Source organism: Priestia sp. P5_B4, from assembly GCF_056400385.1.
Window position 1 is genome coordinate 1 of the sequence record NZ_JBFULJ010000020.1, and the last position, 23,834, is coordinate 23,834.

Sequence of the window (23,834 nt, forward strand, 5' to 3'; positions counted from 1 at the left end):
ATACAAAACAAGCTCGTATCGATGAATTAGATGAGACTATGGCTGATCCAAATTTTTGGAATGACCAGCAGGCAGCTCAGACTGTTATTAATGAAGCCAATGGTTTGAAAGATGCAGTAAATCAATTTAACCACTTGGATGAAACATATGAAAATTTGCAAGTGTCTCATGAACTTGTAAAAGAAGAATACGATGAAGATTTAGCAGAAGAACTAGTTAGTGAATTAAAAGAGCTTATATCAGGCATGAATGACTTTGAATTACAGCTGCTTTTAAGCGAGCCGTATGATAAAAATAATGCCATTTTAGAACTGCACCCAGGTGCTGGTGGAACAGAATCACAGGATTGGGGTTCAATGTTACTACGTATGTATACGCGCTGGGCGGAGAAAAAAGGTTTCAAAGTAGAAACGCTTGATTACTTACCTGGAGATGAAGCTGGTATTAAAAGTGTAACGCTTTTAATTAAAGGTCATAATGCGTACGGGTATTTAAAAGCTGAAAAAGGCGTTCATCGTCTCGTTCGTATTTCTCCGTTTGATTCATCAGGCCGTCGTCATACATCATTCGTATCGTGCGACATAATGCCGGAATTTAATGATGAAATTTCAATTGATATTCGTACGGAAGATTTGAAGGTTGATACGTATCGTGCAAGTGGTGCGGGAGGTCAGCATATCAATACAACAGATTCAGCTGTTCGTATTACTCACCTCCCAACTAATGTAGTCGTATCTTGTCAGACGGAACGTTCACAAATTAAAAACCGTGAGCAAGCAATGAAGATGTTAAAATCTAAGCTGTATCAATTAGAAATTGAAAAGCAGCAAGAACAGCTAGCTGAAATTCGCGGAGAACAAAAAGATATTGGATGGGGAAGTCAAATTCGTTCGTACGTATTCCATCCGTATTCATTAGTAAAAGATCACCGCACAAATACGGAAGTCGGAAACACGCAAAGCGTAATGGATGGAGATCTAGATCCGTTTATCGATGCGTATTTACGTTCTCATATTTAATTAAGAGGCAGCATACTTAGGTATGCTGCCTTTTTTTAGTTGTTGAACTTTGTAAAATTTGGATGAAGAAAAACGAGCGTAAAGAACTATTGTTAAAAAGAAAATTAAGAAAATGCAGAAATTTAAAGGTTGCTGTCGTCAGTTCACTTATTTTGTCAATGAAATAAAATGGTTAAAAATACCTGTTTTGCAGTAAGTGCTTCTTTACAATCTTTTATATTCCTTTTACAAACAGTATTTATAATTTGAGTTAAATCATGAGGAAGGGGCATGTGCAGTGGAAAATAAATCGTTAAACGAATTAATAGAGCAAGTGAAACAAAATAGCTTTTCTTCGAGTAAAGGGTTTGATAGACGGCGTTTTTTACAAGGAGCTGGAAAAGTAGCGGGAGTATCACTTGGCTTAACAATTGCTCAGTCTGTTGGTTTAAACGCAGTAGAAGTTTCAGCTGCAGCGACTAAATTTTCAAGTTATCCGTTCACTCTAGGCGTCGCATCAGGAGACCCTTTAGCAGATAGCATTGTTCTTTGGACAAGATTAGCACCAGACCCGTTGAATGGCGGGGGAATGCCTAATCAACCTATTCCAGTAAAATGGGAGCTTAGTGAAGATGAAGACTTTCATCGAATTGTCAAACGAGGAACAGAAGTGGCTAGACCTGAACTTGCTCATTCGGTTCACGTTGATGTAAAAGGATTGAAGCCGAGTCATATTTATTATTATCGATTTAAAAGCGGCCATGAGTTAAGCCCGGTTGGAAAAACAAAAACACTTCCTTCAGCAAATGAAGAAGTAGCCAGTATGACGTTTGCATTTGCTTCGTGTCAGCAATATGAACATGGGTACTTTACAGCCTATGAGCATATGGTTAAAGAACAATTAGATTTTGTCGTTCATTTGGGCGATTACATCTATGAATATGGACCAAACGAGTACGTGGCTGCAAGCGGAAACGTTCGTACTCACAGCAGCGCAGAAATTCAAACGCTGCAAGATTATCGAAACAGGCATGCTCAGTACAGGGCAGATGCCAATTTGAAGTCTGCTCACGCTGTTTTTCCATGGATTGTGACGTGGGATGACCATGAAGTAGAAAACAATTATGCAAATGTAATTCCTGAAAAAGGCCAATCAGTAGAAGCATTTATTCAACGCCGTGCGGCAGCTTATCAAGCTTATTACGAACACATGCCTTTGCGTCAAACATCCTTGCCTCACGGAGCGGATATGAGATTATATCGTGACTTTTCATATGGGAAATTAGCTTCTTTTCAAGTGTTGGATACGCGTCAATACAGAGATGATCAAGCAAACGGAGACGGAACAAAGCCGCAAACGCCAGAATCTCTTGATCCCAAACGTACGCTATTGGGGAATGAACAAGAAAAATGGCTGTTTACTAATCTTGAAAAGTCAGCGTGTCATTGGAACGTACTGGCTCAACAAATTTTCTTTGCGCCAAGAAAATTTGGAACGGCTGCTAAGCCTACATACAGCATGGATGCATGGGATGGGTATACGGCGAATCGTCAGCGCGTCATTGATTTTATTAAAAAGAAAAAGTTGGACAACGTCATTGTACTAACTGGAGATGTACACGCTAACTGGGCTTCTAACTTATACGCGGATTTTGCTAACCTTAATTCAAGAATTATTGGTGCAGAGTTCATCGGCACCTCCATCACTTCCGGAGGGAACGGAGCAGATAAACGAGCAGACACGGATAAAATTTTAAGTCAAAATCCACACCTCACATTTTTTAATGATTATAGAGGATATGTAAGGTGTACGGTAACTCCTGATATATGGCAAGCCGATTATCGTGTTGTGCCTTTTGTAACAGAGCCTGGTGCAGAAATTTCAACTCGAGCTTCCTTTCAATATGAAAAAGATGGAAAAGGTATGACGGAAGTTGAAGTAAATAACGTGCCGCGTGGACTAAAGATTTCTAAGGAAGTAGAGGAAGATCGTATGCGGGCACACGGGAAAGCACATGAAAAACAAGAGTTGAAAAAGAAAGAAAAAGTTCAGCAGTAAACTAAGTAAGAAAAAGGAGGTCAAGTATGTTTTCTAATATTGGAATCCCTGGTTTGGTTATTATTTTAGTCATTGCGTTAATAATTTTTGGACCGTCTAAGCTGCCGGAAGTTGGACGAGCGTTTGGACGAACATTAACTGAATTTAAAGGAGCAGCAAAAGGGCTCGTATCAGATGATGAAAGTGTTAAAGAAAAGCAGACCGCAACCGTTTCTGAACAAAAAGGGAATGAATCCACATCGTAAGTAAGGAAATAGACGAGGAAACTCGTCTATTTCTACTTGTGAGAAAGGAGAGAAAGACAATGGGAGAAATGAGCTTGATGGAGCACCTTGAAGAATTGCGTGTTCGTATTATTAAAACACTTTGTGCATTTGTAGTTTTACTTATTATCAGTTTTGTATTTGTGCAAGATATTTATCAGTGGCTAGTAAAAGATTTGGACGGCAAGCTTGCGGTACTTGGACCAAGTGAAATCGTATGGATTTATATGATGATTGCATTTGTTTTTGCGCTTGCTTTTACACTTCCAGTAGCAGCTTATCAAGTATTTCGGTTTGTTTCACCTGGTTTAAAAAAGGAAGAATATAAGGTTCTGATTACCTTCATTCCATTCTTTTTTCTTTTGTTTGTAAGCGGGCTGGGGTTTGGTTATTTTGTTTTATTTCCAATGGTTTTAGCATTTTTAACGGGCTTGTCGAATGATCAGTTTTCACTGATGTTTACGGCTGAGCATTATTTTCGTTTTATGCTTAATCTTTGTTTACCGTTTGGGTTTTTATTTGAAATGCCTTTAGTTGTTCTATTCTTAACGCGCCTAGGGGTTCTAAATCCATTAAGGTTAGCTAGAGCAAGGAAGCTATCATATTTTGCTTTAATTGTGATATCCGTACTTATTACTCCTCCTGATTTTATTTCGGATATTTTAGTCATTGTTCCGCTTCTGCTTTTATATGAGCTCAGTGTGACAATTTCACGCGTAGTATACAAAAAACGTTTAGGAAACGAATCAATTGCTTAATCGTATACATAAGTGTGATGAGAGAATTCATGAAATTGAAACAAAGTCCTTGTAAACAGAGTGTTTTAAACATTCTGGAGTAGGTTATAATAGAGTGAAAACTCTACAGCAAGGGGGAGAAGGCTTGAAAAAAGTATTACTGACGTTAACAATCGGTCTAGCGCTTGTTTTGTCTGCGTGCGGCGGAGGAAGCTCTAAAAATGAATCTGCTGGTGAATCTTCAGCGAGTGCAGAAGACATTGTGAAGAAAAACTGTACAGGCTGTCACGGAGTAGATTTAGGAGGAGCGAATGGGCCAAGCTTGCAGCATGTAGGCAGCAAGCACTCAGAAGCTGAAATTCAAAACATTATTAACAATGGTCAAGGCGGTATGCCAAAAGGACTAATCAATGAAGAAGATGCAAAAAAAGTTGCTGCTTGGCTGGCAAAGAAAAAATAAGACGGGTATCCGTCTTATTTTTGTGTTAAAGCTGCTTTAATTCTTGATTTAAGACAATGGCTTGCTTTTGAGCTTTAACATCTTTTGTTATGTCTCCAGGTGCATTTGCTTCTCCAATGATGTATCCGCTAAAGGAAGAGCCAATAAAATCGACAATGTATTGAAATTGCATAATAAGAGGAAGAGCTTTTATAGATGCACCTGTGCCCCCCACTACTAATACATACACGCGCTTATTTTTCATTTGTTCTTTAAAGTTGATTGTCAAATCTCTAAGACTTTCAGACCAACGATCCACAAAGTTCTTCATTAATCCGCTCATACCGTACCAGTAAAGAGGCGTAACAAATAAAATAGTGTCGTGCGCTGCCATCTTTTTCGCTATATCATAATAATCATCTTGTTGATTGGTAAATCCAAGTTCATCGTGACGCATATCAGTAATAGGGTTAATGGTATGCCGGCGCAAGTAAACTTCTTCCGTATTGATATCTTTTAACACTACTTTAGCTAATTCCTCCGTATTTCCGTTTTCTCGTGAACTTCCATAAATGGTGATCATGTTATCTCTCCTCATCGTTTTTCTTATTTATCATACCTTGTTTGTGAAAAAAGTAGACATGAATGTGCTTTGTCTAACGATATTCGTAAAAAAATGCACAGCAAAAAACAACAGAATTAAAAATAAGGATAAATTCTCATACCTTGCTAAAAATATCCTACTTATGTCATATTTGAAATAAAAATGTAATATTTTTGGGGCTTATTTTCACGAAGAGTGATGTTATAATGAGAAAGCGCGTGAGAAGAGTCGAATTTTTGGTTTGAATTGTAGAGTTTTGTCGTATTTTGACAAGTTTTACATAGTATTAAAATAACACACTTGATTAGGTGATTACTTATGATTGAAATGCAAAATGTATATAAAACGTATCCGAACGGTGTAAAAGCAATCAATGGCATTAGCATCAAGATTAATCAAGGTGAGTTTGCTTATATCGTAGGACCAAGTGGAGCAGGAAAATCCACTTTTATTAAAATGATGTATCGTGAAGAAAAGCCTTCTTCAGGAAATATCATTGTAAACGGTGCAAATGTAGCAAAAATAAAAGATAGCAAAGTTCCTATCTTTAGACGTCATATTGGTGTAGTCTTTCAAGATTTCAAGCTGCTTCCAAAATTAACGGTCTATGAAAACATTGCTTTTGCACTAGAAGTAATTGAGCAAAGTCCCGAAGAAATTAAAAAGCGAGTGCTAGAGGTGCTAGAGCTTGTTAAGTTAAAGGGTAAAATGGATTCTTTCCCTGATGAACTATCTGGAGGAGAGCAGCAGCGTGTGTCTATTGCGCGTTCAATTGTGAATAGTCCTAAGGTTGTCATCGCCGACGAACCGACAGGGAATCTTGATCCGGAGACTTCGTGGGAAATTATGGATATCTTTGAGGAGATTAATAAACGCGGTACGACTATTTTAATGGCAACGCATAACCGTGAAATTGTAAATACAATTCGAAAGCGCGTAATTGCGATTGAAAATGGAAATGTTGTGCGCGATGAAGTAAGAGGTGAATACGGATATGAAGGCTAGGACATTCGGTCGCCACTTACGTGAAGGATCTAAAAGTTTAGGAAGAAACGGCTGGATGACATTCGCATCTGCAAGTGCTGTTACCGTGACGCTCTTGCTTGTAGGCGTATTTTTTATGTTGATGATGAATTTAAACCACATTGCTAAATTGATTGAAAATGATGTGGAAATTCGCGTTCACGTTGATGCTGCAGCTACAGCAGAGGATCGAAAAGCAATGAAAGAAAAGCTAGATGCAATTAAGCAAGTTGATACGGTGACGTTTTCTTCTAAAGATAAAGAGTTAAAAGATTTAATTAATAGTATGGGTGATGAAGGACAAGCTTTTGAACCGTTTGAACAGCAAAACCCATTAAATGATGTATTTGTTGTTAAAACAAAAGAGCCGACTGATGTCGCAAAAGTAGCTAAACAAATTGAGAAATATCCGTATGCAGCAAAAGTTCAATACGGACAAGATCAAGTTGAAAAGTTATTTAAAGTGCTGAAAGTAGCTCGTAATATCGGAGTAGTGCTGATTTTAGGGCTTCTATTTACAGCAATGTTCCTAATTTCAAATACAATTAAAATTACGATTGTAGCTCGCCGTGAAGAGATTGAAATTATGCGCTTAGTTGGAGCCACGAACTCCTTTATTCGCTGGCCGTTCTTTATTGAAGGTCTGTTTTTAGGAGTGCTTGGTTCTATTGTGCCAATTGCAGTTATTATCGGTGTGTACAGCGTTTTATATAATGAAGTTCAACCTAAGTTTGATGGATTCTTTGAACTTTTACCTGCCTTTCCATTCGTGCTTCAAGTGTCACTATTATTACTAGTGATCGGCGGTCTAATTGGGATGTGGGGAAGTACATTATCCATCCGTAAGTTCTTGCGAAAATAAGAATAGATTTTTAACATAATAGATTACAACAACCTCACATTTGATGTTTATCAAATGTGAGGTTGTTGTGTAATTACACATAAAAATAGAAAAAAGTGCTAATGGGGGTCTTGCTAATGCCCGTTTATACGGGAAAATATGTGCAGATGAGGAGAAACAAATGACACGTAAGACATTAGTAATGACAGCAGCAGTTTTAGTTGGACTAAGTGCGGTTTGGATAGGTAATGAAAAAGTTGCTTATGCACAAAGTGCCAGCACTACTAAACTCAGTGATTTAGAGAAAAAAAGTGATGATGTGAACCAAAATATTAATCAAAATAAAGAGAAATTAAAAGAGGTTCAAGAAAAGCAAAAAAACGAAGAAGCTGAGATCGCGCGCTTGGATTCAGAAGTCGGACAAACGAATGCAGATATCCGCAGCCGTGAATCTGAAGTAGAAAAAGCAAAGCAAGGCATCGAGAAGCTGAAAAGCGAGATTGACGTTGTAAAAAAAAGAATTGAAAAACGAAATGAGCTATTAAAAAAACGTGCTCGTGCTTTACAAGAAAATGGCGGGTCTGTGGATTACATAGATGTACTCCTAGGCTCTGAAAGTTTCGGAGACTTTATTAGCAGAGTGAGTGCGGTTTCGACAATTGTAGGGGCTGACCGTGATTTGTTAATGCAGCATGAAGCCGATAAAAAGGCAAAAGAAGAGAAAGAAACAAAAGTTCAAAACAAGCTAACGGAAGTAAGTCAAGCGCTTGAAGAACTTAAAAATCTTCGTACGCAGCTGCAAAGACAAGTGGATGAAAAGAATCAGCTCATGCAAACGCTCAAAGATCAGGTAAAAGAATTTAATGAAGAAGTCGTTGGATTAGAAGAGCAAGCTTCTATTTTAGCTGATCAAAAAAATGCAGCACAAGCTCAACAGCAAGAAATTGAAAAAGCCGGGGCAACAGAGGAGGCACCCCCTGTTACAAGCGGGTCGTTTATGAGGCCGGCAAAGGGCCCGGTAACATCTCATTTTGGGTATCGAGAAACGTTTGGAAGAGGACACTACGGTATTGATATTGGAAAGCGAGGAGAAAGTGTGCCAGTTGTAGCCGCAGCAAGCGGAAAGGTAATTAGAGCATATCATTCTTCTTCTTTTGGTAATGCCGTATTTATTCGTCACAATGTAGAAGGTCAGACGTGGGTTACAGTTTATGCTCATTTAGAGAGCTACAGCGTCTCAAGCGGTCAATCTATCAATAAAGGTCAACAATTAGGTTATATAGGGAACACAGGACGTTCGTTTGGTGCTCACCTGCATTTTGAATTGCATAAAGGCGATTGGAAAGGCAAAAGTTCCGCTGTAAACCCTGAAAGTTATATTAAATTTTAAGTTCCTAGCATACGTGGTACAAGCTCAACATATAGTTTAACAAAAAGGCATCGCACTTGATTTGTGTGGTGCCTTTTGCTACAAATAACACATGCATCCTTTTTATTACATAGTTTTGGTTGTATCTATTATAATAAGAAGAGATGGCTTAAGGTTGAGGAGGATGAAAGAACTTGAATCGGAAAATCGTTGCACTATTAATGGCACTCTCCTTAGTTGTTGGAGCAGCAGGTACATATTTTGGCATTCAGTATGCAAATGCTGGAACGGTCAGTACCCCCCTTACAACTTCTTCAAATGATAGTAAAGTGGAAAAGGAAGAGCTAGACAAAATCAAGCAAGCTTATGAACTGATATCTTCAAAATATTACAAAGATGTAGATGACAAAAAATTGTTAGATGGCGCAATCCAAGGAATGGTACAAACCCTAGGAGACCCTCACTCATCTTACATGGATAAGAAAACGGCACAGCAATTCACACAGTCTCTTGATTCATCGTTTGAGGGAATTGGCGCTGAAGTAAGCATGGTAGATGGAAAAGTAACAATCGTAGCTCCGTTTAAACAATCCCCTGCGGAAAAAGCAGGATTAAAACCAAATGATCAGATTTTAAAGATTGATGGTAAAAGTATCGCGGGTCTGGAATTGAATGAAGCAGTATTAAAAATTCGCGGTAAAAAAGGCTCTACCGTGACATTAGATGTTCAACGACCGGGCGTGAAAGAAACGATGAAAGTAAAAGTTGTAAGAGATGAGATTCCAATTGAAACCGTCTATTCTTCTGTTAAAAATGTAAACAATAAAAAAATTGGCTACATGGAAATTACGTCATTCTCTGAATCAACGGGAGACGAATTTACGAAACAGTTGAAAAAACTTGAAAATAAAAATATTGATGGTTTAGTTCTAGACGTTCGGGGAAATCCTGGTGGCTATTTAACGAGCGTTGAAAAAATGCTTGATAAATTAGTAACGAATAAAAAGCCATATATCCAAATTGAAGATCGTAACGGTGAACGTCAAAAAGTGGTTTCTTCAATGAAAAAGCAAAAGGATTATCCAATTGTGGCCTTGATTGATGGAGGAAGTGCATCCGCTTCTGAAATTCTTGCCGGGGCATTAAAAGAAGCAGGAGGATACAAGCTAGTCGGTGAAAAATCCTATGGAAAAGGAACCGTTCAACAAGCTGTTCCAATGGAAGACGGCAGTAATTTAAAATTAACGTTCTATAAATGGCTAACGCCTGATGGAAACTGGATTAACGAAAAAGGTATAAAACCAACAGTAGAAGTCAAGCAGCCGGATTATTATTATGCAAATCCAATTCAAGTTAATAAAAAGCCATTAACACGTGATATGACAGGTGACCAAGTGAAGAACGCTCAAGTGATGCTAAAAGGCCTTGGCTTTGAACCTGGACGTACAGACGGATATTTTAGTAAAGAGACAGAAACAGCTGTAACTGCATTCCAAAAAGCCAATAAGCAAAAAGCTACAGGTGAAATCGATGAAGATACAGCAGCGCTTTTACAAACAAAACTTCTAGAAAAAATTAAATCAAAAGATGAAGATCGTCAGCTTCAAACGGCTTTAAAGCTAGCTAGTCAATAAGAAGTAGAAAAAGTTCCGTGCTTTTCCAAAGCACGGAACTTTTTTAGTAAAAACAACATTGTCGGTTAGTGATGCATTTTGATAAAATAAAGAAGCCTATGATACATAACAATCAATCGTAAATGTTGTAATAAAAATGTGAAAAATTACAGGTGGTGAAAAAATGGATTTTGCATTAGAGCTCTTAAAAGGTATCGGGCGTTTGTTTTTACATCCGCTAACTTATCTATTTCTGCTCGTCTCGTTTTTTGTAGGTCTTTCTCGCGTCAAGAGAGAGCGTCAGAATTTTCATGTTCGCGTGTTTGATTTTATTTTAGAAGCAAAATATTTATTTTTTCCAGGTATCATTATTGGGTTGATTTTATCCATTGTTACCGTGTTGCTAGGTGTCTATGTATCTATAGGAATGATTGTACTTGTAGCTGTTTTAACTTTTATCATAAGCGGCCCTTGGACGTTTAAATGGCTTTCTCCTTCTTACACCGTAGGACTGGCTGTGCTTGCAACCTTGCTTATTCCGGCATCTGGTTTCGGTGAAGGATTTATTCAAACGTGGTCTGTGCAAGCTCATAACGCAGATTTACCTTCTCTGACTATTTTAATGTCTCTGCTTGTATTAGCAGAAGGATATTTAATTTGGAAATTTGGAGCAAAAGGTACGTCTCCAGCCATTGTGAAAAGTAAAAGAGGGCAGGAAATTGGAGCTCATTACTCTCAAAAATTATGGGTTGTCCCACTTTTTGTCTTAATTCCAGGCAGCGCCATTACGTCTGTGTTTCCATGGTGGCCTGTGTTATCTATTGACGGAACATCATTTAGCCTGTTTTTTGTTCCTTTTGCTATCGGTTTTTATCAGCGAATTCAAAGTATGGTGCCGTTTAAATCTATTGAATTTACTGGTAAGCGTGTATTAGCATTAGGCGTGGGATTAACAATCATTACGATTGCTGCTATTTTTTATCCTCTTGCCGCTGTAGCTGTTGTTATTCTAGCGATCATAGGAAGAGAGTGGATTCGTTTGCAGCAGCGTAGAAGCGATGAAAAAGCGCCCGCACTGTTTACTAAGCGTACACAAGGTTTGGTTGTATTAGGAATCATCCCTCATTCTCCGGCAGAGAAAATGGGTTTGAAAGTAGGAGAAGTGATTATTAAGGTAAATGGAATCGCTGTATCTGAAGTCCATAAATTTTATGAAGCATTACAAGTTAATAACCGTGCTTTTTGTAAGCTGGAAGTTATTGACGAAAATGGAGAAGTTCGCTTTACTCAGCGAGCATTGTATGACAACGAACATCATGAACTAGGTATTTTGTTTGTACACAATTATACAAAACGTGATTCACAAGCTGGTTAAAAGACGGATAAAAAGGAGAAATGTTTGTGGAAGTCAAAACGATTGCCGCAGTTTTTCTACCCGCCATATTGCTTGTTCTGTTTGCTAGAGTAACATATAACTTATATGTTGCCACAGCGCTGACGCTTTTGTTGATAGCTGTTTCTGTATATAAAGGGTACGCAGATTATCCGCTTATTATTTTAATAGATTTACTTTCAGCAGCCATCGGTTTTATATATGCAAAAAGCATGCTAGCAGCTGGAAAATAAATACTTTTGGTTTGATGATAAGTTAATCGCTTATTATTAAACTGTACACAAAAGCTCTCTGCACAACGTGGAGAGCTTTTGTGTGTAAAAAAGTGAGTTAGAACTTATAACAATATTGTTTCGGTTCATTTAATGAGCGAGTATAATCAAATCAATTAGACAAATATGTTTATACTTAAAATATTTTAAACACTTATGTATAAATTTATTTAAATAAGTGTACAGAAATGTGAGAAGGGTATAGAAAAATAAAAATATTAATCTGAAAATTTAGTTTATTTTTTGATTTTAAAAAATAAAAGGAGGTTTAGGATTGATGGAAGTATTAATGAAAACGATGTTTCAGTCGCTTGGCAAAAATCATTCAATAAACAAATTAGCTAAAAAGTATGGATTGAGGATGGGAGCAGCTCGTTTTGTTGCTGGAGACTCAACCGAATCAGCAATTCAAACATCTAAGGAGCTTAACAATAGTGGAAAAGTTGTTACACTTGATCATTTAGGAGAATTTGTTTTTACAGAAGAGGAAGCCAGGTTGTCTACTGCCATGTGCATTCAGACACTAGAAGCCATTGCAGAATCGGGCGTTCAATCAAATTTATCATTAAAGATGACTTCTTTAGGATTGGATATTAGCAAAGAGCTTTGTATGGAAAATATGCGCAGAATTCTACACACGGCCAGAATGAATAATATTTTTGTTCGAATTGATATGGAAGACTACTTGCACTGCCAAATCTCCCTTGATATGTATAAAGAATTACGCAAAGAATTTGATAATGTTGGAATTGTGATTCAAGCGTATCTTTATCGTACAGAACAAGATATGAATGACTTACATCAATATCAAGCTAATTTACGTCTAGTAAAAGGAGCTTATAAAGAATCACCAGAAGTATCATTTCCAGAAAAGAAAGACGTAGATGAAAACTATAAAAAAATCATTAAAATGCATTTATTAAATGGTCACTATACAGCTGTAGCAAGTCATGATGAAGAAATGATTCAGTACACAAAACGATTAGTAAGAGAAAATGGTATTTCAAATGACCAATTTGAGTTCCAAATGCTTTATGGAATTTGCGTAGAGCTGCAGGACCGTCTAGTAAAAGAAGGATATAAAGTAAGGGTGTATGTTCCTTACGGAATTGATTGGTTTGGTTATTTCATGAGACGCCTAGCTGAACGCCCCGCCAATGTATGGTTCGTATTAAAAAATTTCTCCAAATAAGTTCAGTCAAAGAAACATAAAAAATTCGACACAAGTACCCTGAGCTTCGTGTCGAATTTTTTGATTAGTTTAGTCCGTATTCTTTAATTTTGTTGTAAAGGGTGCCGCGTGAAATGCCAAGCAAATCTGCTGCTGCACTTTTGTTTCCATAGGTTTTTTGAAGAGTCTCTTCTATTAGCCTAGCTTCTTGAAGAGAATCTTCTTCTTTTTGAACTTCTGTGAAAGAACTTGCATCCTTCAGATTGTCAGGAAGGTGCGTAAGGGTAATCAACGACTGATCACTTAGAAAAATCATTCGTTCAATCGTATTTCTCAGCTCGCGAATATTGCCTGGCCAATCGTATTGCATAAAGGCTTCGAGAACTTCAGAGCTAATGAAAGAAGCCTTCTTTTTATACTTCTTGCTGAATTCCTGTACAAATTGCTGTGTCAATGCTTCGATGTCTTCTTTATGGTCTCGAAGCGGCGGAATTATAATGTTAATGACGGTCAGCAAATAGTAAAGATTTTCATGGAATTCACCGGCTTTTAGCAACTCTTCCAAAGGCGTCGTGGTAGAGGCTACAATTCGGGTTTGAACTTGAATTTCTTCCGTGCCTCCAACGTGATAAAAGGATCGTTCTTCCAAGTAACGCAGAAACTTAACTTGAATTTCAAGAGGCATTTTATCAATTTCTTCAATAAATAACGTCCCGTTGTGAGCCTGCTCCAGTTTTCCCGCAATGGTTGTTGGATCTTCTGAAAAGACATCTTTTTGATGACCAAAGAGCTCAATTTCCAGGAGTCCCGATGGAATAGTAGCGCAATTTAAAGATAAAAAAGGTTCTTTATGTTTGGCTCCACCGTAGTGGATGGCCTGAGCAAGCATTTCTTTTCCAGAACCAGGTTCTCCTGTTAACAAAATGGGCATATCTGTAGATGCCACTTTTTTGGCAATGTCAACGGCTTGCTTAATTTCAGGACTGATACCCGCGAAAGAAGAAAATGGATTATCTTTTGGAATGAGAAGAGACACATCAATTTCTTCATTTAATCTTACAATATTGGTAATGTCATGTTCAGTTGCGACTCCACCTATGACTCGATTGTTTCTTATAATAGGAGATGCATTGATGAGCACGTGAGTTTGTTCATTAGGACGATGATACGTTCCGCGTACAGGGCGCCCTTCATTTAGAATCGTATGTAGAATGATGGATTCATCTTTGAAATGCTCTCCGATTTTTCTGCCAATAATATCATCTCTCTGAATCTTATACGTATGTTCCGCAGCAGTATTCCACAAGATTACATTTCCTTCATTATCGACCGCTGTCACTGCATCATTAATGGTTTCTGCCAATGTATCAAAATAGGAAGCTAATATCTCATTTTGGCTATGCAAATGTGTAATCCACTGCGAAGGTGTTACAAGTCCTATTGTGGTTTCTTGGTTTTCTGCTTGAATGAGGACTGGTCTGTTCCAGTTTGTGTTGGCTTGTAAATTGGCTAACGTAGAAGTAGAAGATGAAGGCCAATTTGTATCCGCTATTACTTTTTTTATGGACGATGCCTCGTCATGACCTGTTAACAGGTATCGTTCATCTTTTTGTATTACATAAAAGGTACTTGCTGTGACTACGACGAAGTCATAGTTTGAAAGTTCAGATGTCACTTTAGCTAAAGAAGTTGATTCTTCAACTGTTATAAAGGAGTTATTTATAAGAACTTGATCAACGCTTGCCATACTAAACCCCTCTCAGTACATATTTTTTATACTGTATCATAATTTAGAAATTGGCGCAAAAGCCTATCTTTTTCAAACAATAACGCAGCTTACTTTCTTTTATTGCTCTCATCTAAAGAGTTGTATTCCCTTCGAAAAGGGTAGTATAAGAATTTAGTGGGTAATAAAGTAACAGGGTAAAAAATAAAAACAAACAAACACTATATAAGATTAATACTCATTAGTTTCATTTATGATTATAAAGTGATAAAATACGAATATCAGTTCGTGTTTTCGGTTTTTACATATCGTAATAAAAATAGATAAAACAAGAAAATAGAAACGGAGGCCTTCATTTGAAAGATCAGTTTGAATTAGTATCCCCATATCAACCGCAAGGTGATCAGCCAAAGGCAATTGAAAAGATCGTGAAAGGAATTAAAGAAGGTAAGCAGCATCAAGTTTTGTTAGGTGCTACAGGAACGGGAAAAACCTTCACCATGTCTAATGTTATTAAGGAAATAAATAAGCCGACACTAATTATGGCTCATAACAAAACGCTTGCTGGTCAATTGTACAGTGAGTTTAAAGAGTTTTTTCCTAATAATGCAGTCGAATACTTTGTCAGTTACTACGATTACTATCAGCCTGAAGCCTATGTACCTCAAACAGATACATTTATTGAAAAAGATGCAAGCATTAATGATGAAATTGATAAACTTCGTCACTCGGCAACTTCTTCTCTTTTTGAACGAAAAGATGTCATTATTATTGCCAGCGTATCCTGTATTTATGGCTTAGGGTCTCCGGAAGAATACAAAGAAATGGTCGTATCTCTTCGAGTAGGAATGGAAAAAGAGCGTAATCAGCTGCTTCGTACGCTAGTAGATGTACAGTACGAAAGAAATGATATTGACTTTAAGCGCGGAACGTTTCGCGTTCGCGGTGATGTTGTGGAGATTTTCCCTGTGTCTCGAGATGAACACTGTATTCGCGTCGAGTTTTTCGGCGATGAAATTGACCGCATCCGAGAAGTTGACGCTCTAACAGGAGAAATCATTGGTGATCGTGAACATGTAGCTATCTTCCCGGCATCTCACTTTGTCACGAGAGAAGAAAAAATGCGTGTTGCCATTCAAAATATTGAAAAAGAACTAGAAGAACAGCTAGAGAAGCTAAAAGAAGCAGGCAAGCTTTTAGAAGCGCAGCGCTTGGAGCAGCGCACGCGCTACGACCTAGAAATGATGAGAGAAATGGGCTTTTGTTCGGGAATCGAGAACTACTCTCGTCATTTAACGCTTCGTCCCGCTGGTTCTACACCTTATACACTGCTGGATTTCTTCCCTGAAGATTTCCTTCTTGTTGTGGATGAATCACACGTTACGATTCCTCAAGTTAGAGGAATGTACAATGGGGACCAAGCGCGTAAACAAGTGTTAGTGGACCATGGTTTCCGCTTGCCTTCGGCATTAGATAACCGCCCGCTTAAATTTGATGAATTTGAACAGCATATTAACCAAATTGTTCATGTTTCCGCAACACCAGGTCCTTATGAACTTGAGAAGGCACCTGATGTGATTGAACAAATTATCCGTCCAACGGGATTATTGGATCCAAATATTGAAGTTCGACCAATTGAAGGGCAGATTGATGATTTAATTGGAGAAATTCACGACCGGATTAAGCGAAATGAACGAGTACTCGTTACGACGTTAACAAAGAAAATGTCCGAGGATTTAACGAACTACTTAAAAGAAATCGGCATTAAAGTTCAATATCTTCACTCTGAAGTGAAGACGCTCGAGCGTATTGAAATTATCCGAGAGCTGCGGCTTGGAAAGTACGATGTGCTTGTAGGAATTAACTTACTTCGTGAAGGTTTAGATATTCCGGAAGTTTCGTTAGTAACCATATTAGACGCGGATAAAGAAGGATTCTTGCGTTCAGAACGATCGCTTATTCAAACCATCGGACGTGCTGCACGAAATGCTAATGGACATGTCATTATGTATGCAGATCGCATCACAAACTCTATGGACATTGCTATCAATGAGACCAAGCGTCGTAGAAGTATTCAAGAAGCTTATAATGAAGAGCATGGTATTACACCGACAACGATTCAAAAAGAAGTTCGAGGCTCAATTCGTGCAACAGTAGTAGCAGAAGATACAGAAACGTATGAAGAAGCACCGGCATTTGATAAGCTCAACAAAAAAGAAAAAGCAAAGCTCGTAGAAGAAATGGAACAAGAAATGAAAGAAGCAGCCAAAGCGCTTAACTTTGAACGCGCAGCTGAGCTTCGTGACTTGATTCTAGAATTAAAAGTGGAAGGGTGATAAAACATGGCGATGGAAAAAATCGTGGTAAAAGGTGCACGAGCCCACAATTTGAAAAATATCGATATTGAAATCCCGCGAGACAAATTAGTAGTATTAACAGGGTTATCAGGTTCTGGTAAATCTTCTTTAGCTTTCGATACAATCTATGCAGAAGGACAAAGGCGTTATGTCGAGTCGCTTTCGGCATATGCAAGACAGTTTTTAGGTCAAATGGATAAGCCCGATGTAGATTCCATCGAAGGATTGTCGCCTGCTATTTCAATCGATCAAAAAACAACGAGCCGAAACCCTCGTTCAACCGTCGGAACTGTGACCGAAATCTATGACTATTTGCGCCTTTTGTTTGCTCGTGTAGGAAAGCCGATTTGTCCTAATCATGGAATTGAAATTACATCTCAAACGATTGAGCAAATGGTAGATAGAATTTTAGAGTACCCTGAACGTACAAAGCTTCAAGTACTGGCACCTGTGGTATCTGGCCGAAAAGGTACCCACGTAAAAGTGTTAGAAGATATTAAAAAGGAAGGGTACGTTCGCATTCGAGTAGACGGAGAAATGCGTGAAATAACAGAAGAAATTGAACTGGAAAAAAACAAAAAGCACTCCATTGAAGTAGTAATTGATCGCGTTGTTGTAAAAGAAGGTGTAGCCGCTCGTTTGTCAGACTCTTTGGAATCAGCTCTTCGCCTCGGAGACGGGAAAGTAATTATTGATGTGATAGGTGAAGAAGAACTGCTTTTTAGTGAGCATCATGCTTGTCCAAAATGTGGTTTCTCCATTGGAGAACTTGAGCCCCGCATGTTTTCATTTAATAGTCCGTACGGGGCGTGTCCAACGTGTGACGGGTTAGGAACGAAATTGGAAGTGGACAAAGATTTAGTTATTCCTAACTATGACTTAACGCTTCGTCAGCACGCAATTGCACCTTGGGAGCCAACAAGTTCTCAATACTATCCGCAGCTGCTTGAAGCCGTATGTACACATTACGGCATCGATATGGACGTGCCGGTGCGAGATATCCCGGAACATTTATTTGATAAAGTATTATATGGCAGCGGTAAAGAAAAAATTTACTTTCGCTATGAAAATGATTTTGGCCAAGTAAGAGAAAATCATATCGAATTTGAAGGCGTGCTTCGGAATGTAGAGCGCCGTTATCATGAAACAAGTTCAGATTATATCCGTGAGCAAATGGAAAAGTACATGGCTCAGCAAGCTTGCCCAAAATGTAAAGGAAATCGCTTAAAACGCGAAAGCTTAGCGGTGCTTATTGACGAAAAGCATATAGGAGATACAACCCGCTTCTCAGTAAAAGAAGCATATGATTTTTTTGAAAGTCTCAGCCTATCTGAAAAAGACATGAAGATTGCGGATATGATACTGCGTGAAATTCGTGAGCGTCTAAGCTTTCTCATTAACGTGGGGCTTGATTACCTAACATTAAACCGCTCTGCTGGAACTCTCTCGGGAGGAGAAGCACAGCGGATCCGTTTAGCTACTCAAATTGGTTCTCGTTTGACGGGGGTTCTTTATATTTTAGATGAACCTTCTATCGGTCTTCATCAGCGTGATAATGATCGCTTAATTCGCACGATGCAAGATATGCGCGATATTGGAAATACGTTGATTGTTGTAGAACATGACGAAGATACGATGATGGCAGCTGATTATTTAATTGATATCGGACCAGGAGCCGGCGTACACGGAGGTGCTGTTGTTTCTCAAGGTGCGCCTCAGGAAGTGATGAAGGATGAAAACTCTTTAACGGGTCAATATCTATCAGGAGAGAAGTTTATTCCTCTTCCAGCGGAAAGACGGTCAATAGATAAAGATCGGATGATTGAAATTATAGGAGCAAAAGAAAATAATTTAAAAAATGTAAAAGCAAAGCTTCCGTTAGGTATGTTCACGGCTGTTACAGGTGTATCTGGATCAGGTAAGAGTACGCTGGTAAATGATATCCTTCATAAATCATTGGCGCAAAAGCTGCATAAAGCAAAAAGCAAAGCAGGAGAACATAAAGAAATCAAAGGCATTGAACACTTAGATAAAGTCATCGATATTGATCAGTCTCCCATAGGCCGTACGCCTCGTTCGAACCCTGCAACTTATACAGGTGTATTCGATGACATCCGAGATGTATTTGCCCAAACAAACGAAGCAAAAGTGCGCGGATATAAAAAAGGCCGTTTTAGCTTTAACGTGAAAGGCGGCCGCTGTGAAGCTTGTCGAGGAGACGGTATTATCAAGATTGAAATGCATTTCTTGCCAGATGTATACGTCCCTTGTGAAGTCTGCCACGGCAAACGATATAACCGTGAAACTTTAGAAGTGAAATACAAAGATCAAAACATTTCAGATGTGTTGGATATGACCGTTGAAGACGCGCTTCACTTCTTTGAAAACATTCCAAAGATTAAGCGGAAGCTGCAGACAATTTACGATGTAGGACTTGGCTATATCACCCTTGGACAGCCGGCTACTACTTTATCCGGTGGAGAGGCACAGCGTGTAAAATTAGCTTCAGAGCTTCACCGCCGCTCAACAGGAAGAACGCTGTACATTTTAGACGAACCGACTACCGGTCTTCATGTCGATGATATTGCACGATTATTAAAAGTGCTCCAGCGTTTAGTTGAAAATGGAGATACGGTTTTAGTGATCGAACATAATTTAGACGTCATCAAAGCAGCTGATTACCTGCTTGATTTAGGGCCTGAAGGTGGAGATAAAGGCGGACAAATTGTGGCTACGGGTACGCCAGAAGAAGTGGCAAAAGTAAAAGAATCCTATACGGGTCATTATTTGAAGCCAATTTTAGAACGTGACCGCAAGCGTATGGAGAAAAAAGTTGAAAAAGCAGAGGCATTAACTCGTTAAAAGACACCAGCATTGGTGTCTTTTTTATAAAGAATGAAACTTTTTAACTCATTAAACCGTAATACATGATATAAGGAGCTGATTATTATGGAAGGAAATCGCATACTATCTTCCTTAAATTATTTTAGCGTTTTCTTTGCACCATTTTTATTACCTATTATTATTTATTTTGTTGTTCATAACATAGAAGTAAAGAAACATGCAAAAACTGCATTTTTGTCACATTTATTACCTATCGCTACAGCGATCTTGTTCTTATTTTTCTTGCTTCCTGCTCTTACTGGCTCTAGTGGAACGGTATTTGTTCTTTTAATTGTAGCTTTAGTTGTTGTTTCTTTAGTTAATGTTGTTGTGTTTGTATGGAATATTGTAAAAGGGATACAAATATTAAGCAGATAAAAGTTAAATGACTAAAACGTAAAGAGGAGATGGAAGGTATGAGTGAAAAGCGTAAACAAATTTTACAGATGGTAGAAGAAGGGAAACTTAGCGTAGATGAGGCTTTAACTTTGCTGAATTCATTGGAAAAAGACTCAGCTAATGATTCTTCCTATGCTACGCCTGATAAAGCTGAGCTATCCCCTTATGTAGGAGGAAAACAGAAAAAAACGTACGCTTCTAAGTCATCTCAAAGCTCTTTAAAGGAAAAATTGTTTACATTTGTAGATCAAACGGTAAAAAAAGTAAAAGAAGGAGATTTAGATTTTAACTTTGGTCCTTCGATTGACGTTCAGCACATCTTTCAACAATCAGAAGCATATATTCAAGAGATTGACGTAGATTTAGCAAATGGAAGCGTCCAACTCCGACCTTGGGGAAGTACAGAAGTACGAATAGAGTGTGAAGCTGCTATCTACAAAGTAGAGAATTCGGATGAAGCACGCCGCACTTTCTTGCAGCATACGGCATTTTCCATTGAAAATGGCAAATTGCGCTTTTCAATTCAGCAAAAGCAAATGAAAGTGAAAGCGATTATTTATATTCCAGAAATGGAATATGAACGCGTCAAGCTCCGTATGTTTAATGGTTCAATCGATGGGGAAAGACTAAGCGTACGAGACCTGAAAGCCAAAACAGCTAATGGTACCATCCGCTTTTACGATGTGAACAGCCATTCTCTCGAAATGGAGACATCAAACGGGCACATGGAACTTTCTCGAATACTCGCTTCGAAATGTGAGCTTGAAACAATCAATGGAACGGTTAAATTTGATGGAGATACAAAAAAGATTGATGTTCAGACATTTAACGGAGATATTGATACGTATTTAAAAGGAGAGCGCATTGAAAAAGCATTTTTCAAAACGACTACAGGAAGCATTACGCTCTATACGCCGCCTCATCTCTCCGTTGATGGAGATTTGAAATCTAACTTTGGGAATTTTACGTGTACACTTCCTGAGATGGAAATAGTAGATGAGAAAAAAGAAACGGTGATGAAACAACTTCGTTTCAAAGCAAATGTCGCTTCGCCGAAAGGCTATAAATTGTTAGCTGAATCCAAAACGGGCTCAATTGTTATAAAATAGAAAACGCTTGTTTTAGTAAAAAAACAAAGGAGATGATTAACGTGCGAAAGTTGTATCGTTCGCGAACAAATCGCAAGCTTGCGGGTGTTATCGGCGGTATTTCTCAGTATATCGGAATAGATGCTTCACTACTCCGCGTATTGTTTATCATCAGTTTATTTTTTACAGTAGGTACTCCGGTCATCTTATATATGATTTTTGTGTTTTTAGTTCCAAATGAAGAAGGAGATTTCTAAAAATGTTATTGCGTGGAATCATTAGTATTTTAATCAATGCCCTCGTATTAATCGTAATTGCAGGTTATATCGACACTTTCCACTTGGAATCAGTCAGTGCAGCTATTATCGCGAGCTTGATTCTATCTATTTTGAACGTGTTTGTTAAGCCGATTTTAATTTTACTTACCCTGCCGGTGACATTTCTTACGCTTGGGCTGTTTTTATTCGTCATTAATGCCATTACGCTGATGCTTACACAAAGTGTTATGGGAGATTCTTTTAATATTGACGGGTTTGGTACAGCGCTTTTAGCCTCAGTAATTATGTCGCTTTTAAATGCGCTTATTCAACGAGTCATTGTTGAACCGCTTCAAAATAGAAGATAACTTTCTTGCAATATTTAATTTTCTAAAAAAGATGGTAAGGTGATGCAGCCTATGCCATCTTTTTTTTCTTTTCTTTCCGTATTAATGATAAAATAAAATGGCTAGAACCAAACGCGACATAAAAGCGAGAGTTGGATATACTGTAGACATGAACAGGTATATGACTGTTCATAAAAGGAGGATGCACGGTGGTTAAAGTACGTACAAAAGACATCATTGAGAAATTTAAATTAGAGCTTATTAGCGGAGAAGAAGGAATCGACCGCCCTATTTCAACAAGTGATATTTCACGTCCAGGTATTGAAATGGCAGGTTATTTTACATATTACCCAGCAGAACGTATCCAGCTGTTAGGTAAAACAGAACTATCATTTTTTAAACAATTAGATGATGAACAAAAAAAAGTTCGAATGGAAAAGATGTGTACAGATATCACGCCGGCTATCATTGTTTCGCGCGAAATGGATGTACCGAAAGAACTTATCGAAGCTTCAGAGCGTGAATCAGTTCCTGTGCTGCGTTCAAGCTTTAAAACAACGCGACTTTCCAGCCATTTAACGAATTTTCTTGAAAGCCGGCTAGCACCTACTACTGCCATGCACGGCGTATTAGTTGATATATACGGAATTGGTGTATTAATCATGGGAAAAAGCGGCGTTGGTAAAAGTGAAACAGCTCTAGAGCTTGTTAAGAGGGGACATCGTCTAGTAGCCGATGACTGTGTGGAAATCCGTCAAGAAGATCAAGACACGCTTGTAGGAAATGCGCCTGGTTTAATCGAGCATTTGCTTGAAATTCGAGGACTAGGGATCATCAATGTGATGACGCTATTCGGCGCAGGAGCTGTACGAAGCTATAAGCGAATTTCACTTGTTATTCAGTTAGAGACATGGGATCAGCAGAAACATTATGATCGCCTTGGTTTAGAAGAAGATAAAATGAAAATTATTGATACAGACGTTACAAAAATTACATTGCCAGTACGTCCAGGACGAAACTTAGCTGTTATCATTGAAGTGGCGGCAATGAACTTCCGCTTAAAGCGTATGGGTATTAACGCAGCAGAACAATTTTCTGCACGTCTAACAGATGTAATTGAAGAAGGAGATCGTGAAGATTTATAAGAAAGGGTGTTAACTTGTGGAAGCAACTATTCAGCCGTTAGATCGCGTTTTCCTTGAAATTGGCCCTCTAACGGTCTACTGGTACGGCGTAATTATCGGTGCAGGTGTTCTATTAGGTCTTTATATTGCGACAAGAGAAAGTGTAAGAAGAGGCTTATCAAAAGATACATTTGTTGATCTTATCTTATTTGCTGTGCCAATAGCTATTATTTGTGCACGAATTTATTATGTATCCTTTGAATGGGGATACTATTCAAAGCATTTAAATGAAATACCTCAGATTTGGCAAGGTGGGATTGCCATTCATGGGGGCTTAATCGGAGGCGTATTAACTGCCATTGTGTATTCGAAAGTAAAAAAAATTTCATTTTGGAAGTTGGCTGATATTGCTGCTCCTAGTTTAATCCTTGGCCAAGCCATTGGGCGCTGGGGAAACTTTATGAATCAAGAGGCACATGGGGGCCCGGTTACCCGTGCTTTTTTAGAAGGGTTGCACCTTCCAAATTTTATCATTAACCAAATGTATATTAACGGTACATACTATCATCCTACGTTTTTATACGAATCATTATGGGATTTTGCCGGATTTATCCTGTTGATGGTACTTCGCCGCACCAGTCTGCGAAAAGGAGAAATTTTCTTATCTTATTTAATCTGGTACTCAGTTGGACGCTTCTTTGTAGAAGGGCTTCGCACGGATAGTTTAATGCTGACGCATACACTCAGAATCGCTCAAGTTGTCTCACTCGCACTGATTGTAATAGCCATTATTTTAATTATTGTCCGCCGCGTGACGGGCATGAGTAAACAGAAATACTTAGAGAATGAAGAAGCACAATCTAAGGCGTAA

General features: G+C 38.3%; 22 protein-coding genes. 20 read left to right on the top strand and 2 right to left on the bottom strand.

Features of this window, described 5'->3' with window-relative positions; translation table 11 throughout:
• The 5 genes from prfB to cccB all read left to right on the top strand — a co-directional run.
• Positions 1-1,019: peptide chain release factor 2 (gene prfB, locus AC1DRF_RS04525; protein WP_477740378.1), on the top strand; the 1,019-nt coding region annotated here is incomplete at its 5' end.
• A 304-nt stretch (positions 1,020-1,323) separates the two neighbouring features.
• Positions 1,324-3,057, top strand: a complete 1,734-nt coding sequence (locus tag AC1DRF_RS04530; protein WP_477740383.1) for an alkaline phosphatase D family protein — start codon at positions 1,324-1,326, stop codon at positions 3,055-3,057.
• Between the two features lie 26 nt (positions 3,058-3,083).
• Positions 3,084-3,302: a twin-arginine translocase TatA/TatE family subunit gene (locus AC1DRF_RS04535; RefSeq protein WP_016765885.1), complete on the top strand. Its 219-nt coding sequence runs from the start codon at positions 3,084-3,086 to the stop codon at positions 3,300-3,302.
• Between the two features lie 59 nt (positions 3,303-3,361).
• Positions 3,362-4,078 (top strand): twin-arginine translocase subunit TatC, encoded by a 717-nt coding sequence (gene tatC, locus AC1DRF_RS04540; protein WP_230184013.1) that lies wholly within the window; start codon positions 3,362-3,364, stop codon positions 4,076-4,078.
• 124 nt (positions 4,079-4,202) lie between these two features.
• The gene (gene cccB, locus AC1DRF_RS04545) at positions 4,203-4,517 is read left to right on the top strand and encodes a cytochrome c551 (protein WP_043977392.1); all 315 of its coding nucleotides are present in this window, start codon (positions 4,203-4,205) and stop codon (positions 4,515-4,517) included.
• Between the two features lie 25 nt (positions 4,518-4,542).
• Here cccB and AC1DRF_RS04550 read toward each other — a convergent pair whose 3' ends face one another.
• Complete coding sequence (locus tag AC1DRF_RS04550) at positions 4,543-5,079, bottom strand: flavodoxin family protein (protein ID WP_230184012.1); 537 nt, start codon at positions 5,077-5,079, stop codon at positions 4,543-4,545.
• 339 nt (positions 5,080-5,418) lie between these two features.
• Here AC1DRF_RS04550 and ftsE point away from each other — a divergent pair, with 339 nt between their 5' ends.
• From ftsE to AC1DRF_RS04585, 7 genes are all read left to right on the top strand, one after another.
• Positions 5,419-6,105, top strand: a complete 687-nt coding sequence (gene ftsE, locus AC1DRF_RS04555) for a cell division ATP-binding protein FtsE (protein WP_014457812.1) — start codon at positions 5,419-5,421, stop codon at positions 6,103-6,105.
• The gene (ftsX, locus tag AC1DRF_RS04560; RefSeq protein ID WP_043977384.1) at positions 6,095-6,985 is read left to right on the top strand and encodes a permease-like cell division protein FtsX; all 891 of its coding nucleotides are present in this window, start codon (positions 6,095-6,097) and stop codon (positions 6,983-6,985) included. The genes ftsE and ftsX overlap by 11 nt, the downstream gene beginning before the upstream one ends.
• 160 nt (positions 6,986-7,145) lie before the next feature.
• A complete protein-coding gene (locus AC1DRF_RS04565) occupies positions 7,146-8,354 on the top strand; it encodes a murein hydrolase activator EnvC family protein (RefSeq protein WP_477740379.1) in 1,209 nt (402 codons plus the stop codon).
• 173 nt (positions 8,355-8,527) lie between these two features.
• Positions 8,528-9,967, top strand: coding sequence for a S41 family peptidase (locus AC1DRF_RS04570; RefSeq protein WP_230184008.1), 1,440 nt, complete (start codon positions 8,528-8,530; stop codon positions 9,965-9,967).
• A gap of 163 nt (positions 9,968-10,130) precedes the next feature.
• Positions 10,131-11,321 carry a PDZ domain-containing protein gene (locus tag AC1DRF_RS04575; RefSeq protein ID WP_477740380.1) on the top strand — a complete coding sequence of 397 codons (1,191 nt, stop codon included), beginning with the start codon at positions 10,131-10,133 and terminating at the stop codon, positions 11,319-11,321.
• A 20-nt stretch (positions 11,322-11,341) separates the two neighbouring features.
• Positions 11,342-11,572, top strand: a complete 231-nt coding sequence (locus AC1DRF_RS04580) for a DUF2198 family protein (RefSeq protein ID WP_029711203.1) — start codon at positions 11,342-11,344, stop codon at positions 11,570-11,572.
• A gap of 316 nt (positions 11,573-11,888) precedes the next feature.
• Positions 11,889-12,803, top strand: coding sequence for a proline dehydrogenase family protein (locus AC1DRF_RS04585; protein WP_427076617.1), 915 nt, complete (start codon positions 11,889-11,891; stop codon positions 12,801-12,803).
• A gap of 64 nt (positions 12,804-12,867) precedes the next feature.
• On the opposite strand, the gene AC1DRF_RS04590 is transcribed toward AC1DRF_RS04585, so the two are convergent.
• Positions 12,868-14,529, bottom strand: coding sequence for a sigma-54 interaction domain-containing protein (locus tag AC1DRF_RS04590; RefSeq protein ID WP_427076616.1), 1,662 nt, complete (start codon positions 14,527-14,529; stop codon positions 12,868-12,870).
• A gap of 335 nt (positions 14,530-14,864) precedes the next feature.
• Here AC1DRF_RS04590 and uvrB point away from each other — a divergent pair, with 335 nt between their 5' ends.
• From uvrB to lgt, 8 genes are all read left to right on the top strand, one after another.
• Entirely contained in the window at positions 14,865-16,844 is a 1,980-nt protein-coding gene (gene uvrB, locus AC1DRF_RS04595; protein ID WP_427076615.1) for an excinuclease ABC subunit UvrB, read from the top strand.
• A gap of 6 nt (positions 16,845-16,850) precedes the next feature.
• Entirely contained in the window at positions 16,851-19,727 is a 2,877-nt protein-coding gene (gene uvrA, locus AC1DRF_RS04600) for an excinuclease ABC subunit UvrA (protein ID WP_427076614.1), read from the top strand.
• 87 nt (positions 19,728-19,814) lie between these two features.
• Positions 19,815-20,126: a hypothetical protein gene (locus tag AC1DRF_RS04605; RefSeq protein ID WP_427076613.1), complete on the top strand. Its 312-nt coding sequence runs from the start codon at positions 19,815-19,817 to the stop codon at positions 20,124-20,126.
• A gap of 38 nt (positions 20,127-20,164) precedes the next feature.
• Positions 20,165-21,256 carry a DUF4097 family beta strand repeat-containing protein gene (locus tag AC1DRF_RS04610; RefSeq protein WP_043977367.1) on the top strand — a complete coding sequence of 364 codons (1,092 nt, stop codon included), beginning with the start codon at positions 20,165-20,167 and terminating at the stop codon, positions 21,254-21,256.
• A gap of 41 nt (positions 21,257-21,297) precedes the next feature.
• Positions 21,298-21,492: a PspC domain-containing protein gene (locus AC1DRF_RS04615; protein ID WP_013059728.1), complete on the top strand. Its 195-nt coding sequence runs from the start codon at positions 21,298-21,300 to the stop codon at positions 21,490-21,492.
• 2 nt (positions 21,493-21,494) lie between these two features.
• Entirely contained in the window at positions 21,495-21,860 is a 366-nt protein-coding gene (locus tag AC1DRF_RS04620; protein WP_427076612.1) for a phage holin family protein, read from the top strand.
• A gap of 188 nt (positions 21,861-22,048) precedes the next feature.
• A complete protein-coding gene (hprK, locus tag AC1DRF_RS04625; protein WP_013085404.1) occupies positions 22,049-22,984 on the top strand; it encodes an HPr(Ser) kinase/phosphatase in 936 nt (311 codons plus the stop codon).
• Positions 22,985-23,000: 16 nt separating this feature from the next.
• Positions 23,001-23,834, top strand: a complete 834-nt coding sequence (gene lgt / locus AC1DRF_RS04630) for a prolipoprotein diacylglyceryl transferase (RefSeq protein ID WP_013085403.1) — start codon at positions 23,001-23,003, stop codon at positions 23,832-23,834.

Coding starts and splice junctions, on each gene's coding strand:
- AC1DRF_RS04575 (WP_477740380.1), top strand. CDS start 10,131: ATGGATTTTGCATTAGAGCTCTTAAAAGGTATCGGGCGTTTGTTTTTA.
- AC1DRF_RS04550 (WP_230184012.1), bottom strand. CDS start 5,079: ATGATCACCATTTATGGAAGTTCACGAGAAAACGGAAATACGGAGGAA.
- AC1DRF_RS04535 (WP_016765885.1), top strand. CDS start 3,084: ATGTTTTCTAATATTGGAATCCCTGGTTTGGTTATTATTTTAGTCATT.
- ftsE (WP_014457812.1), top strand. CDS start 5,419: ATGATTGAAATGCAAAATGTATATAAAACGTATCCGAACGGTGTAAAA.
- AC1DRF_RS04605 (WP_427076613.1), top strand. CDS start 19,815: ATGGAAGGAAATCGCATACTATCTTCCTTAAATTATTTTAGCGTTTTC.
- uvrA (WP_427076614.1), top strand. CDS start 16,851: ATGGCGATGGAAAAAATCGTGGTAAAAGGTGCACGAGCCCACAATTTG.
- AC1DRF_RS04565 (WP_477740379.1), top strand. CDS start 7,146: ATGACACGTAAGACATTAGTAATGACAGCAGCAGTTTTAGTTGGACTA.
- AC1DRF_RS04585 (WP_427076617.1), top strand. CDS start 11,889: ATGGAAGTATTAATGAAAACGATGTTTCAGTCGCTTGGCAAAAATCAT.
- AC1DRF_RS04620 (WP_427076612.1), top strand. CDS start 21,495: ATGTTATTGCGTGGAATCATTAGTATTTTAATCAATGCCCTCGTATTA.
- tatC (WP_230184013.1), top strand. CDS start 3,362: ATGGGAGAAATGAGCTTGATGGAGCACCTTGAAGAATTGCGTGTTCGT.
- AC1DRF_RS04580 (WP_029711203.1), top strand. CDS start 11,342: ATGTTTGTGGAAGTCAAAACGATTGCCGCAGTTTTTCTACCCGCCATA.
- ftsX (WP_043977384.1), top strand. CDS start 6,095: ATGAAGGCTAGGACATTCGGTCGCCACTTACGTGAAGGATCTAAAAGT.
- AC1DRF_RS04590 (WP_427076616.1), bottom strand. CDS start 14,529: ATGGCAAGCGTTGATCAAGTTCTTATAAATAACTCCTTTATAACAGTT.
- AC1DRF_RS04610 (WP_043977367.1), top strand. CDS start 20,165: ATGAGTGAAAAGCGTAAACAAATTTTACAGATGGTAGAAGAAGGGAAA.